Genomic DNA, 13,590 nt, shown 5'->3' with positions numbered 1-13,590 from the left:
ACGCGGGACTGGCGGGACGAATCAGCACGACGAAATCAGTACGACGAATGGCAAGAGGGCCGGCGGACCGTTGCGGTCCGCCAAGCCTGGCGCCTTTAGCGCAGGTCGATGGGCAGCAACGGCTGGATGGCCGCCCAAAGTTCCTCAGGCGTATTGGCGCAGGTTTCCGCTTCCCAACTGATGATGTTGTCGTCTTCGCCCACGTAGCCATACGCCGCCGCGACGGCGGGCATGCCGGCCGCATGCGCAGCCTGAATGTCGCGCAGGTCGTCGCCCACGTAAACGCAACGATCGGTGGAAAAACCGGCTTCCCGCGCGGCATGCTGCAGCGGCAGCGGATGCGGCTTGGCATGGGCCGTGGTGTCACCGCAGACAAGCACGGCGCTGTCGCGGGTCAGGTCCAGGAATTCGACGATGGGCAGCGTCAGGTAAGTGACTTTATTGGTGACGATGCCCCACGACATGCCCTGCCGGCGGATATCCGCCAGCAATTCCTCAATGCCGGGGAACAGCTTGCTGTGCACGGTGGAGTTGGCTGCGTAGTCTTCCAGAAACTGCAAGCGCGTCGGCTCATAGTCCGGATCGCCCGGTGCCAGGTCCAGGGCCACCCGAAGCAGGCCGCGCGCGCCTTGCGACGCGACGGGGCGCAGGGCTTCGAAAGGCATGGGTTCCAGACCACGGCGGGTGCGCTGCTGATTGGCGGCGGCGGCCAGGTCGGGAGCGGTGTCGGCCAGGGTGCCGTCGAAATCGAACAGGATCAGGGCGCTCATTTGCGGGTAGCCATCAGGTAGTTGACCGAGGTGTCAGACGACAGTGAGTAAATCTGGGTAATTGGGTTGTATTCCATGCCGCGCATGCTTACGGGCTCCAGGCTGGCGGCGCGCGCCGCGGCGGACAGTTCGCTGGGCTTGATGAACTGGTCATAGCTGTGGGTGCCGCGCGGCAGCAGCCGCAGCACGTATTCCGCGCCGATGATGGCGAACAGGAAGGCCTTGGCGTTGCGGTTCAGGGTTGAAAAGAACACCCAGCCGCCCGGTTTCACCAGCGTGGAGCAGGCACGCACGATGGAAGCGGGGTCGGGCACATGCTCCAGCATTTCCATGCAGGTGACCACGTCATACTGGCCGGGCTGCTCGGCCGCCAGTTCTTCCACGGGCACTTTGCGGTATTCCACCTTCACGCCCGACTCCAGGCCGTGCAGGCGGGCCACCTTGAGCGATTTGTCGGCCAGATCGATGCCAGTCACGTCCGCACCGCCGCGCGCCATCGCTTCAGACAGGATTCCGCCGCCGCAGCCGACGTCCAACACCTTTTTGCCGGCAAGGCTGCCCGCGCATTCCTGAATCCATTCCAACCGCAGCGGATTGATGGCGTGCAGCGGCTTGAACTCGCTTTCGGGATCCCACCAACGGCTGGCCAAGGCGCTGAACTTGTCGAGTTCAGCCTGATCAGCATTGACGGCAGGGCGGTCGGAGTCGTGAATTTGCGTGGTCATGGGAAGGTCCAGCGAAAGGCGACGCTATATATATAGAGGGGCCCGCCGCGCGTTGCCGGGCAGGCCACGCGCCAGGGCACCAGATTGGTGCGAAGCGGACGAAAAAAAGGGCCTCGCTATGCGAGGCCCCTTATTGTAGCTAGTCCGGCAATTACTTGCGGCTACCCACGATTTCGATTTCAACGCGACGGTTTTGGGCACGGCCCTCTTTCGTCTTGTTGGAAGCGATCGGGTTCAGCTCACCCTTGCCTTCCGTGTAGATACGGTTCGGGTCGATGCCCTTGCTGACCAGGTAGGTCTTGACCGAAGCGGCGCGGCGCTCGGACAGCTTCTGGTTGTAGGCTTCCGTGCCGATCGAGTCGGTGTGGCCAACAGCAATGATGGTTTCCAGCTCGATACCGCGAGCTTGCTGGGCGACTTGGTCCAGCAATTGACGGCCTTCGGGCTTCAGGGTCGACTTGTCGAAGTCGAAGAACGTGTCAGCATTGAACACGACCTTTGCCGCCATCGGGGCCGGCTTCGCCTTCTGTTGTGCAACCGGGACACCGTCGCAACCGGGGATACCGGTGGCAGGGGTCCAGAAAGCATCGCGCCAGCACAGTTCGTTCGTACCGTTTTTCCAAACGTCACCGAACGGGTTGCGCCAGTTGTCCACGGTTTGCGCGGAAGCTACACCAGAGGCCGTGACGGCGGCGAAGGCGAGCGCCAGAGCGAATTTGGAGGGTTTGTTCATGTTTCTCCTCGTTGAGCTTGAAGCTGGATAAGTGACTCGCAGCGAACCCCCGCCGCATATCAGGAAAACGGGGCCAGTATAGCAACGCCAAGAGCTGGTTCAAAGTATTAGCTACTGGGTTTCCTGCGTGCTGGAAACAATCTTAAGGCATTTGGGGGCCTTTGGCTTCCCTGGAGAGGCGCATTAATGCTGGATACGACGTTTTCGGCGCTCGTTCGGTTTCCCATGTTGGTTTTTGACAACAGGGCCGCAGGCCGCCATCGGGCGGCCAAAGAGGCGGCTTGATCAATAGGCCGGGTGAGCGCCTAGCGGGCTACTGCGGCAACCCCGCCAAACGGGAACGGAATCGAATGATAGAATTTCCTGTTTACCCGGCCCGGGTTCCTCCTTACACGATTCTGTCGTTATATATATGGATTCCTTTGCCAAGGAGACGCTTCCGGTTTCGCTGGAAGAAGAGATGCGCCGCAGTTACCTCGATTACGCGATGAGCGTGATCGTTGGGCGGGCGCTACCGGATGTGCGGGACGGGCTCAAACCCGTCCACCGGCGCGTGCTCTACGCGATGCATGAGCTGAACAACGACTGGAACCGCGCTTACAAGAAGTCAGCGCGTATCGTCGGGGACGTTATCGGTAAGTACCACCCCCACGGTGACCAGTCCGTATATGACACCATCGTTCGCATGGCGCAGGATTTCTCCATGCGCTACATGCTTGTCGACGGCCAGGGCAACTTCGGCTCCATCGACGGCGACAACGCCGCGGCGATGCGTTACACCGAAATCCGCCTGGCGAAGATCGCCCACGAATTGCTGGCCGACATCGACCAGGAAACGGTGGACTTCGGCCCCAACTACGACGGCAGCGAACAAGAACCGCTGCTGTTGCCGTCGCGCCTGCCCAACCTGCTGGTCAACGGCAGCTCGGGTATTGCCGTGGGCATGGCCACCAACATTCCGCCGCACAACCTCCAGGAAGTGGTGGACGGCTGCCTGTACTGCCTGCGCAATCCGGCCTGCACGGTCGATGAACTCATCGAGATCATCCCGGCGCCGGACTTCCCCACGGGCGGCATCATCTATGGCATGTCCGGCGTGCGCGAAGGCTATCGCACCGGTCGCGGCCGCGTCATCATGCGCGCCAAGACGCACTTCGAAGACATGGAAAAGGGCAACCGCCAAGCCATCGTCATCGACGCCATCCCCTACCAGGTCAACAAGAAGACGCTGCAGGAACGCATTGCCGAGCTCGTCAACGACAAGAAGATCGAAGGTATCTCCGATATTCGCGACGAGTCCGACAAGGACGGCATGCGCCTGGTCATCGAGCTCAAGCGCGGCGAAGTGCCCGAGGTTGTGCTGAACAACCTGTACAAGAACACGCAGTTGCAAGACACCTTCGGGATGAACCTGGTGGCGCTGGTCGATGGCCAGCCCCGCCTGCTCAACCTGAAGCAGATGATCGATTACTTCCTGCAGCATCGCCGCGAAGTGGTCACGCGCCGCACGGTGTTCCAACTGCGCAAGGCCCGCGAACGCGGCCACGTGCTGGAAGGTCTGGCCGTTGCGCTGGCCAACATCGACGATTTCATCACCATCATCAAGGCCGCGCCGACGCCTCCCGTCGCGCGCCAGGAATTGATGGCGAAGTCGTGGGATTCGTCGCTGGTGCGCGAGATGCTGTCGCGCGCCGACGGCGACACGCCGGGAGGCCGGGCGGCCTTCCGTCCGGACGACCTGGGCACCGAGTTCGGCCTGCAAGGCGACGGCATGTACCGCCTGAGCGATACGCAGGCTCAGGAAATCCTGAACATGCGCCTGCAACGCCTGACCGGGCTGGAGCAGGACAAGATCGTCGGCGAATACAAGGACATCATGTCCACCATCGCCGACCTGCTCGACATCCTGGCCCGCCCCGAGCGCATCACGACCATCATCAGCGACGAACTCCAGGCCATCAAGGCCGAGTTCTCGACGAACACCAAGGACTCGCGCCGTTCGGAAATCGAACTGAACGCGACCGAGCTCGACACCGAAGATCTGATCACGCCCACCGACATGGTCGTGACCCTGTCTCACGGCGGGTACATCAAGAGCCAGCCCCTGTCCGAATACCGCTCGCAAAAGCGTGGCGGACGCGGCAAGCAGGCCACGGCGATGAAGGAAAACGACTGGATCGACCAGTTGTTCATTGCCAACACGCATGACTACCTGCTCTGCTTCTCGAACCGTGGCCGCGTGTACTGGCTGAAGGTCTGGGAAGTGCCGCAGGGCACGCGCAACTCGCGCGGCAAGCCCATCGTGAACATGTTCCCGCTGGCTGACGGCGAGAAGATCACCGTGGTGCTGCCGGTCAAGGAATTCAGCGAAGATCACTACGTCTTCATGGCGACGTCGCGCGGCACGGTCAAGAAGACCCCGCTGTCCGACTTCTCCAACCCGCGCAAGGCCGGCATCATTGCCGTCGACCTTGACGATGGCGACTACCTGATCGGCGCAGACCTTACCGACGGCAAGCACGATGTCATGCTGTTCTCGGATTCGGGCAAGGCCGTGCGCTTTGACGAAAACGACGTGCGCCCCATGGGCCGCAACGCCCGTGGCGTGCGCGGCATGATGCTGGAAGAAACGCAGACCGTCATCGCGTTGCTGGTTGCCGGCGACGAAACGCAGACCGTGCTGACCGCCACCGAAAACGGATATGGCAAGCGCACCCCGATCGGCGAATACACCCGCCACGGTCGTGGCACGAAGGGCATGATCGCCATCCAGACCACCTCGCGTAATGGCAAGGTGGTGGGCGCGGTGCTGGTCAACCCGACCGACGAAATCATGCTGATCACCACCGGCGGCGTGCTGGTGCGTACCCGAGTCGCGGAAATCCGCGAAATGGGCCGTGCGACTCAAGGCGTCACGCTGATCAACGTTGATGACGGCAGCACGCTGTCCGGTGTGCGTCGTGTGGTGGAAAGCGATGCGGACGACGACGGTGAACTGGACGAAGACGTCCAGGCCGAAGGCGGCGCGACGGAAGGCGGCGACGACAGCAACGGCGCAGCGGACTCGACGGATTCGACGGAACCTACGGAGCAATAATGGCCCGCCCCTGGAACTTCTCGGCAGGCCCCTCGGCCTTGCCCGAGGTGGTATTGCAGCAAGCAGCAGCTGAGATGCTGGATTGGCATGGCAGTGGCATGTCGGTGATGGAAATGTCTCATCGCGGCAAGCACTTCGTGCAGATCTGCGACGAAGCTGAATCCGATCTGCGCGATCTTTTGGGCTTGCCCGCCGATTACGCAGTCATGTTCATGCAAGGCGGCGGTTCCGGGGAAAACGCCATCGTTCCCATGAATCTCATGGGGCGTCGCGGCACACCGGCCGCCGACTTCGTCGTGACGGGCCATTGGTCCAAGCGTTCCTACAAGGAAGCGGCCCGCTACGGCAGCACTCATGTCGCGGCAAGTAGCGAACAAGCCATCCAGCTGGATGGCCGCGAACAGGCGCCGCTGACCTGGGTGCCGCCGGTCGACTCCTGGAACGTGCGCAAGGAATCGGCCTACCTGCATCTGTGCAGCAACGAAACCATAGGCGGCGTCGAGTTCATGGACTGGCCCGACACCGCCGCGCTGGGCGCGCCGGACGTTCCGCTGGTGGTCGATGCGTCGTCGCATTTCCTGTCGCGTCCGATGGACGTGACGCGCTGCGGCATGGTGTATGCCGGTGCGCAGAAAAACGCTGGCCCGGCAGGCGTAACCATGGTCATCGCTCGCCGCGACCTGATCGGCCACGCCTTGCCAATCTGCCCGTCGGCGTTCGATTACGCCAACGTGGCCGCCGAGCATTCGCGCTACAACACGCCGCCCACGTTCGCGATCTACGTCGCGGGCCTGGTGTTCAAGTGGGTCAAGGCCAATGGCGGCGTGGCGGGCATGGAAGCCGCCAACAAGGCCAAGGCCGACCTGCTGTATGGCTATCTGGACAGCAGCAATTTCTACCGCAATCCCATTCATGCGCCGGTGCGTTCGCGCATGAACGTGCCGTTTGTGCTGCGCGACGAATCGCTGAACGATGCCTTCCTGCAAGGCGCCGACGCAGCGGGTCTGACCCAGTTGAAAGGGCACAAGAGCGTGGGCGGCATGCGCGCGTCCATTTACAACGCCGTGCCCCTTGCCGGGGTGGCGGCGCTGGTCGAGTACCTGAAGGAATTCGAGCGCCGCTATGGATGACGATCTGCAGCGCAAGCTGCGCCCCTTGCGCGAACGCATTGATGCGTTGGATGCGCAAATTCTTGATCTCTTGTCGCAGCGCGCCAGTGCCGCGCTGGAAGTGGGCGAGGCCAAGCACGCGGCACAAGCCGACGGCCCGGTCTTGCGCCCCGAGCGCGAGGCCGAGGTCATCCGCCGTTTGCAGCAGATCAACCCCGGCCCTTTCCCGAATGCGGGCGTGGCGTCGGTGTGGACCGAGATCATCTCGGCCTGCCGTGGTCTGGAACGCGGCATGACCGTTGCCTATCTTGGCCCGCAAGGCTCGTTTTCCGAGCAGGCCGCGCTGGAGCATTTCGGCCACGCAGTGCAGAAACTGCCGTGCGTCTCGTTCGATGAGGTGTTTCGCGCGGTTGAGGCCGGCCAGGCTGATGTGGGCATGGTGCCGGTGGAAAATTCCACCGAAGGCGCAGTCAACCGCAGCCTGGACCTGCTGCTGAACACCCCGCTCACCATTCTGGGTGAGCGTTCGCTGGTGATCCGCCATTGCTTGATGTCGCAATCGGGCAGCATGGACGGCGTCAAGACCATCTCGGCGCATCCGCAGGCGCTGGCCCAGTGCCAGGGCTGGCTGACGCGCAACTATCCTGATGTGGACCGCGTCGCGGCGTCCAGCAATTCCGAAGCGGCGCGCGCCGCGGCGGGGGACCCGACCATCGCTGCAATCGCCGGCGAAGTGGCCGCGCCCGCCTGGAATCTTCAGGTGATTGCGTCCGGCATCCAGGACGATCCGCACAACCGCACTCGCTTCCTGGCCATCGGCAACATCCAGCCGTTGGTCAGTGGCAAGGACAAGACCAGCCTGATCCTGGCCGTGCCCAACCGCGCGGGCGCCGTGTACGAAATGCTGGCGCCGCTGGCGGCCAACGGCGTGTCGATGACGCGCTTCGAGTCGCGCCCCGCGCGCACCGGCCAATGGGAATATTATTTCTACGTAGACGTGCTGGGTCACCGCAATGATCCGAACGTTGAGCGCGCCCTTGCCACGTTGCAGGCGCAGGTTGCCTACCTGAAGGTGCTGGGTTCCTACCCGGCGCCGTGAGTCCACACCATGACCACCGCATCCAAGCCCCTCGTTGCCCCCGCGCACGTCAGCGCCATCGCGCCGTATCAGGCGGGCAAGCCCATTGAAGAACTGGCCCGTGAATTCGGGCTGGACCCGGCCAGCATCGTGAAGTTGGCCTCCAACGAAAACCCGCTGGGCATGCCCAAGTCGGCGCGCGCGGCCATGCTGGCCGCGGCCGAGTCCCTGGCCCGTTATCCGGACCCCAATGGGTTTGATCTGAAGGCGGCGCTGGCCGAGCGTTACGGCGTGCCGATGAACTGGATCACCTTGGGCAACGGCTCGAACGACATCCTGGAGATCGCGGCGCTGGCCTTGCTGGAGCCGGGTTCGTCAGCGGTGTACGCGCAACATTCGTTCGCGGTCTACCGTCTGGCCACGCAAGCGCGCGGCGCGCGCCACATCGTGGTGCCGGCCAAGGACTATGGCCATGATTTGGATGCCATGTTCGACGCCATCGCCGACGACACGCGTCTGCTTTTCATTGCCAACCCTAACAATCCCACGGGCACCTTTGTGTCGGGCGATAAGGTCACGTCGTTCCTGGAGCGTGTGCATGCCGCCCACGGCGACCGCGTCACCGTCGTGCTGGACGAGGCCTACAACGAATACCTGGATCCGGAATACCGCTTCGACAGCACCGCGCTGGCGCGCCGTTTCCCGAACCTGATCATCTCGCGCACCTTCTCCAAGGCCTATGGGCTGGCGGGGCTGCGCGTGGGCTTCTCGGTGTCGCAGCCGCCGCTGACTGATTTGCTGAATCGCGTGCGTCAGCCGTTCAACGTCAACACGCTGGCGCAGGCTGCCGCGATTGCCGCATTGGGCGACACCGCATACCTGGAAGAAGCCTATGCGTCGAACAAGTCGGGCAAGGCGCAACTGTGCGCCGCATTTGACCGCCTTGCGCTGCGCTACGTGCCCAGCTACGGTAATTTTGTGCTGGTGCATGTGGGCGATGCGCCCCGCATCAATCTGGAATTGCTCAAGCGCGGCGTGATCGTGCGCCCCGTGGCGGGTGACGGTCTGCCGGAATGGTTGCGCGTGTCGATCGGCCTGCCCGAAGAGAACGCCCGCTTTATTGATGCCCTGACCGACATTCTGGCCACATGAACGACGCGTTACCTTCTACCGATCAGGGGGCCGCTGGCCCCCTGATTCCTGTATTGGCCGTGGTGGGCGTTGGCCTGATCGGCGGGTCGTTCGCCGCGGCGTTACGTCGGGCAGGGCAGGTGGGCCGTGTGCTGGGGGTTGGGCGCAACGCGGCGTCGCTGGCTAGGGCGGTCGAACTGGGCCTTATTGATGAGGCTGTCAGCGCCGAAGACGCTGCGGCGCGCGCTGATCTGGTCCTGTTGTCCACGCCGGTTGGCGGCCTGAAAAACGTGTTGTCGAGAATGCTGCCCCACCTGGGCGCGGCCACCGTGGTGACCGACGCGGGCAGCACCAAGGCCGAAGTCGTCGACGCCGCGCGTGAGGCGCTGGGCGAGCGGGTCGGATGCTTCGTGCCCGGTCATCCGATCGCAGGCGCCGAGCGCACGGGTCCCGAGGCCGCTGATGCCAAGCTCTACGCCGGCCGCACGGTCATCCTGACGCCGCTTGCCGAGAACTGCGCCGCGTCCATCAACCAGGTGCGCCGAGCATGGCAGGCCTGCGGCGCGAGCGTGATCGATATGGATGCTGGCGCGCACGACCGTGTGCTGGCGTCTGTCAGCCATCTGCCCCACCTGCTGTCGTCGGTCTATATGGAGCAGGTGGCCACGGCCGCTGACGCCCGCACCCGGCTTGACCTCGCGGGCAGTGGTTTTCGTGATTTCACGCGCATCGCGGCGGGCTCGCCGGAGATGTGGCGCGATATTTTCCTATCCAATCGCGATGCGATGCTGGCCGAGCTTGCCGACGTGCGCGCCGTGCTGGATCGTGCCGAACGCGCCATTGCCGACGGCGATGACGTGACGTTGCTGGCATTGCTGGATACGGCGGCGCAAGCGCGCCGTAACTGGCGCAAGGAGTAGCTGAAATGGGCGCTTTGCCTTATCTGGACCTGCCGTGTGTGCGCCAAGCGCAGGGTGTGATGGCCTTGCCGGGTTCCAAGAGCATTTCCAATCGCGTGTTGCTGCTGTCGGCAATTGCCGAGGGCGCCACCACGATTACCGGGCTGCTGGATTCCGACGATACGCGCGTCATGCTTGGCGCCTTGCGTCAGTTGGGCGTGCAGGTATCCGAACTGGATGCCGGCAGTGTCACCGTGCAGGGCGTGCAGCGGTTCCCGGTCGAAAGTGCCGATCTTTTCATGGGTAACGCTGGCACGGCGATACGTCCCCTGACTGCCGCGCTGGCGCTCATGGGCGGGGATTACCGCCTGTCGGGCGTGCCGCGCATGCATGAACGACCCATCGGCGATCTGGCGGACGCTTTGAATGCACTGGGTGCCCGTATTGATTACCTGGGGCAGCCGGGCTATCCGCCGTTGCATATTGGCCGCGGCCAGATCTCGGACGACGCGGTGGCGCGCGTACAGGGTTCGGTGTCCAGCCAGTTCTTGACCGCCTTGCTGCTGGCGGCGCCATTGCAGGCCGGCCTTAGCGGTAAACCGGTGACGATTGAGGTGGTAGGCGAACTGATCTCCAAACCTTACATTGAGATCACGCTAAATCTGATGGCACGCTTTGGTGTGCAGGTGCGGCGCGATGGCTGGAGCCGTTTTGTGATCGACGGCGGCGCAGGCTATCGCAGCCCAGGGCAGATTGCGGTGGAAGGCGATGCCTCGACGGCGTCCTACTTTTTGGCGCTTGGTGCGATCGGCGGCGGCCCGTTGCGAGTAACGGGTGTGGGCGCTGACAGCATTCAGGGCGACGTCGCGTTTGCCGATACGTTGGCGCAAATGGGGGCCAACGTGGCCTACGGTCCTGACTGGATCGAGGTTACCGGAGTTCGCGTGGCCGACGGCGCTCGCCTGAAGGCCTTCGACACGGATTTCAATCTGATCCCGGACGCCGCCATGACCGCCGCGGCGCTGGCGCTCTATGCCGACGGCCCCTGCCTGTTGCGCAACATCGGCAGTTGGCGCGTGAAGGAAACCGATCGCATTCACGCCATGCAGACCGAGCTTGAAAAGCTGGGCGCGCAGGTGGAATCGGGGCCGGATTGGCTGCGAGTCATTCCGCCCTCGCAGGACGCCTGGCGCGATGCGCACATCGGCACCTGGGATGACCACCGCATGGCGATGTGTTTCTCATTGGCCGCGTTCGGGCCGGCGGCGGTTCGGATTATGGATCCCGGTTGCGTCAGCAAGACGTTCCCGGGTTATTTTGATGTTTACAGCAGCCTGGTCTCGGCTTAGCGCACTGCCCACATGAATTCGACTTCCCCGACCGACTCTTCAGTCTCCGTCATCACGATTGACGGCCCCACCGCATCCGGAAAGGGCACGGTGGCGCATCGCGTCGCCAAGGCGCTGGGCTGGGCTGTCCTGGACAGCGGCGCGTTGTACCGCCTGACCGCCTTGGCCGCTCTCAAGCAAGGCGTGTCCGCCGACGACGAACCTGGCGTAGCGCGTGTGGCCGAAACTCTGGATGTGCGCTTCGACGGCCCGCATGTGTATCTGGCGGGTGTGGATGTGGGCCACGACATCCGTCGTGAGGAAGTCGGCAATTTTGCTTCCCGCGTGGCGGCATTTCCCGGTGTGCGACTAGCCTTGCTTGAGCGCCAGCGTGCCTTTCGGCTGCCGCCTGGGCTGGTCGCGGACGGTCGCGACATGGGCACCGTGGTGTTCCCCGATGCGTCCCTTAAGGTGTTCCTGGTTGCCGACGTGGTGGCCCGGGCGGAGAGGCGGCGTAAGCAGTTGATCGAAAAGGGAATTTCTGCTAATCTAGACGACCTTCTGCGAGACATGCGCGAGCGAGACGCCCGCGATACCGAACGCGCCACGGCGCCGCTGGCTCCCGCAGCAGACGCACACGTGCTGGATTCGTCTGATTTGACGATTGCAGAAACGGTGCAGGCAATACTGGATTTTTGGCAGCAGGCTGGCAATAAAGCAAGTAACTCAGGCAAATAGCTTAGGCAAGCAGCTTAGGCAAATAGCCCGGGCGACGGCTGATTTACCAGAATTTGCGCTGCAAAATCGCCCGGACAGTGCAACGTGTAACGAACGTGCAAGGTCCGGGCCAAGTTTTACTTGATTAGGCCCTGTCCTAGCCAGGCGCAACCCCCACGGGCCACCCCGCAGGGCAAACCGGCAGGCAGGTATTTTGACTCCACTGTGGCGGGCAATCCGCTGCGGTGTGTTCTTAACGGCCATTTCGGCCCAATGGATTTCAACCCCATGTCTTCCGTTTCCACTACCGCCACCGGCGGCGAAAGCTTCGCCGACCTTTTCGCACAAAGCCTCAAGAGCCAGGACATGAAGTCCGGCGAGGTCATCAGCGCCGAAGTCGTGCGCGTCGACCATAATTTCGTCGTCGTCAACGCCGGCCTGAAGTCCGAAGCGCTGATCCCCCTGGAAGAGTTCCTGAATGACCAGGGCGAGCTCGAAGTGCAACCCGGCGATTTCGTCTCGGTGGCCATCGATTCCCTGGAAAACGGCTACGGCGACACCATCCTGTCGCGTGACCGCGCCAAGCGCCTGTCGGCCTGGCTGCAGCTGGAAAAGGCCCTGGAAAACGGCGAACTGGTTACCGGCACCATCACCGGCAAGGTGAAGGGCGGCCTGACCGTCATGACCAACGGCATCCGCGCGTTCCTGCCGGGTTCGCTGGTGGATCTGCGTCCGGTCAAGGACACCACCCCGTACGAAGGCAAGACCCTCGAATTCAAGGTCATCAAGCTCGACCGCAAGCGTAACAACGTTGTGCTGTCGCGTCGCCAGGTGCTGGAAGCCAGCATGGGCGAAGAGCGTCAAAAGCTGCTCGAAACCCTGCACGAAGGTGCTGTGGTCAAGGGCGTGGTCAAGAACATCACCGACTACGGCGCGTTCGTTGACCTGGGCGGCATCGATGGCCTGCTCCACATCACCGACATGGCATGGCGTCGTGTGCGTCACCCGTCCGAAGTCCTGCAAGTGGGTCAAGAAGTCGAAGCCAAGGTCCTCAAGTTCGACCAGGAAAAGAGCCGCGTCTCGCTGGGCGTCAAGCAACTGGGCGAAGATCCGTGGGTGGGCCTGGCTCGCCGCTACCCGCAAGGCACCCGCCTGTTCGGTAAGGTCACGAACCTGACCGACTACGGCGCGTTCGTTGAAGTCGAAGCCGGCATCGAAGGCCTGGTTCACGTCTCCGAAATGGACTGGACCAACAAGAACGTCGACCCGCGCAAGGTTGTTACCCTGGGCGAAGAAGTCGAAGTCATGGTCCTGGAAATCGACGAAGACCGTCGTCGTATCTCGCTGGGCATGAAGCAGTGCCGTCAAAACCCGTGGGAAGAGTTCGCCACGAACTTCAAGCGCGGCGACAAGGTCCGCGGCGCCATCAAGTCGATCACCGACTTCGGCGTGTTCGTCGGCCTGCCTGGCGGCATCGACGGCCTGGTTCACCTGTCCGACCTGTCGTGGACGGAAACGGGCGAAGAAGCCGTGCGCAACTTCAAGAAGGGCGACGAGATCGAAGCCGTGGTTCTGGGCATCGATACCGACAAGGAACGCATCTCGCTGGGCATCAAGCAGCTGGAAGGCGACCCCTTCAACAACTTCGTCGCCACGTTTGACAAGGGCGCGGTTGTTCCGGGCACCATCAAGTCCGTCGAAGCCAAGGGCGCCGTGGTTACGCTGTCCGTGGACGTTGAAGGTTACCTGCGCGCTTCCGAGATCTCCTCGGGCCGCGTTGAAGATGCCACCACCGTGCTGAACGCCGGCGAAAACATCGAAGCCATGATCGTCAACATCGACCGCAAGACGCGTTCGATCCAACTGTCGATCAAGGCCCGCGACAACGCCGAAACCGCCGATACGATCCAGCGCATGTCCGACGCCAGCGCTTCGTCCGGCACCACCAACCTCGGCGCGCTGCTGAAGGCCAAGCTGGACCAACAGCGCAACGACGGTTAATT

The 13,590-nt window shown here is 62.9% G+C and carries 11 protein-coding genes; 8 read left to right on the top strand and 3 right to left on the bottom strand.

The genetic code is table 11. The features are described from left to right. Nucleotides 1–95: 95 nt before the first annotated feature. The 3 genes from WBR68_RS04850 to ompA form a co-directional block, all read right to left on the bottom strand. Complete coding sequence (locus tag WBR68_RS04850; protein ID WP_050447848.1) at nucleotides 96–770, bottom strand: HAD-IA family hydrolase; 675 nt, start codon at nucleotides 768–770, stop codon at nucleotides 96–98. Continuing rightward, nucleotides 767–1,495, bottom strand: a complete 729-nt coding sequence (gene ubiG / locus WBR68_RS04845) for a bifunctional 2-polyprenyl-6-hydroxyphenol methylase/3-demethylubiquinol 3-O-methyltransferase UbiG (RefSeq protein WP_230693629.1) — start codon at nucleotides 1,493–1,495, stop codon at nucleotides 767–769. The genes WBR68_RS04850 and ubiG overlap by 4 nt, the downstream gene beginning before the upstream one ends. 151 nt (nucleotides 1,496–1,646) lie before the next feature. Beyond that, nucleotides 1,647–2,228, bottom strand: coding sequence for an outer membrane protein OmpA (ompA, locus tag WBR68_RS04840; RefSeq protein ID WP_050447851.1), 582 nt, complete (start codon nucleotides 2,226–2,228; stop codon nucleotides 1,647–1,649). A 412-nt stretch (nucleotides 2,229–2,640) separates the two neighbouring features. On the opposite strand from ompA, the gene gyrA reads away from it, so the two are divergent. From gyrA to rpsA, 8 genes are all read left to right on the top strand, one after another. Further along, nucleotides 2,641–5,325, top strand: a complete 2,685-nt coding sequence (gyrA, locus tag WBR68_RS04835; RefSeq protein WP_050447852.1) for a DNA gyrase subunit A — start codon at nucleotides 2,641–2,643, stop codon at nucleotides 5,323–5,325. Next, the gene (gene serC, locus WBR68_RS04830; protein ID WP_050447853.1) at nucleotides 5,325–6,455 is read left to right on the top strand and encodes a 3-phosphoserine/phosphohydroxythreonine transaminase; all 1,131 of its coding nucleotides are present in this window, start codon (nucleotides 5,325–5,327) and stop codon (nucleotides 6,453–6,455) included. The genes gyrA and serC overlap by 1 nt, the downstream gene beginning before the upstream one ends. Further along, nucleotides 6,448–7,533 carry a prephenate dehydratase gene (gene pheA, locus WBR68_RS04825; RefSeq protein WP_050447854.1) on the top strand — a complete coding sequence of 362 codons (1,086 nt, stop codon included), beginning with the start codon at nucleotides 6,448–6,450 and terminating at the stop codon, nucleotides 7,531–7,533. The genes serC and pheA overlap by 8 nt, the downstream gene beginning before the upstream one ends. Nucleotides 7,534–7,542: 9 nt before the next feature. Beyond that, nucleotides 7,543–8,664, top strand: coding sequence for a histidinol-phosphate transaminase (hisC, locus tag WBR68_RS04820; RefSeq protein WP_050447856.1), 1,122 nt, complete (start codon nucleotides 7,543–7,545; stop codon nucleotides 8,662–8,664). Beyond that, nucleotides 8,661–9,563, top strand: a complete 903-nt coding sequence (locus WBR68_RS04815; protein ID WP_230693628.1) for a prephenate dehydrogenase — start codon at nucleotides 8,661–8,663, stop codon at nucleotides 9,561–9,563. The genes hisC and WBR68_RS04815 overlap by 4 nt, the downstream gene beginning before the upstream one ends. A 5-nt stretch (nucleotides 9,564–9,568) precedes the next feature. Further along, a complete protein-coding gene (gene aroA, locus WBR68_RS04810; protein ID WP_050447858.1) occupies nucleotides 9,569–10,891 on the top strand; it encodes a 3-phosphoshikimate 1-carboxyvinyltransferase in 1,323 nt (440 codons plus the stop codon). A gap of 12 nt (nucleotides 10,892–10,903) precedes the next feature. Next, a complete protein-coding gene (cmk, locus tag WBR68_RS04805; protein WP_050447859.1) occupies nucleotides 10,904–11,608 on the top strand; it encodes a (d)CMP kinase in 705 nt (234 codons plus the stop codon). Between the two features lie 267 nt (nucleotides 11,609–11,875). After that, nucleotides 11,876–13,588: a 30S ribosomal protein S1 gene (rpsA, locus tag WBR68_RS04800; RefSeq protein ID WP_006225145.1), complete on the top strand. Its 1,713-nt coding sequence runs from the start codon at nucleotides 11,876–11,878 to the stop codon at nucleotides 13,586–13,588. Nucleotides 13,589–13,590: the final 2 nt, after the last annotated feature.

The organism is Achromobacter sp. JD-1 (assembly GCF_038594925.1).
Classification (GTDB): Bacteria; Pseudomonadota; Gammaproteobacteria; order Burkholderiales; family Burkholderiaceae_B; genus Achromobacter; species Achromobacter spanius_C.
This window is presented reverse-complemented; position numbering and strand designations above follow the sequence as displayed.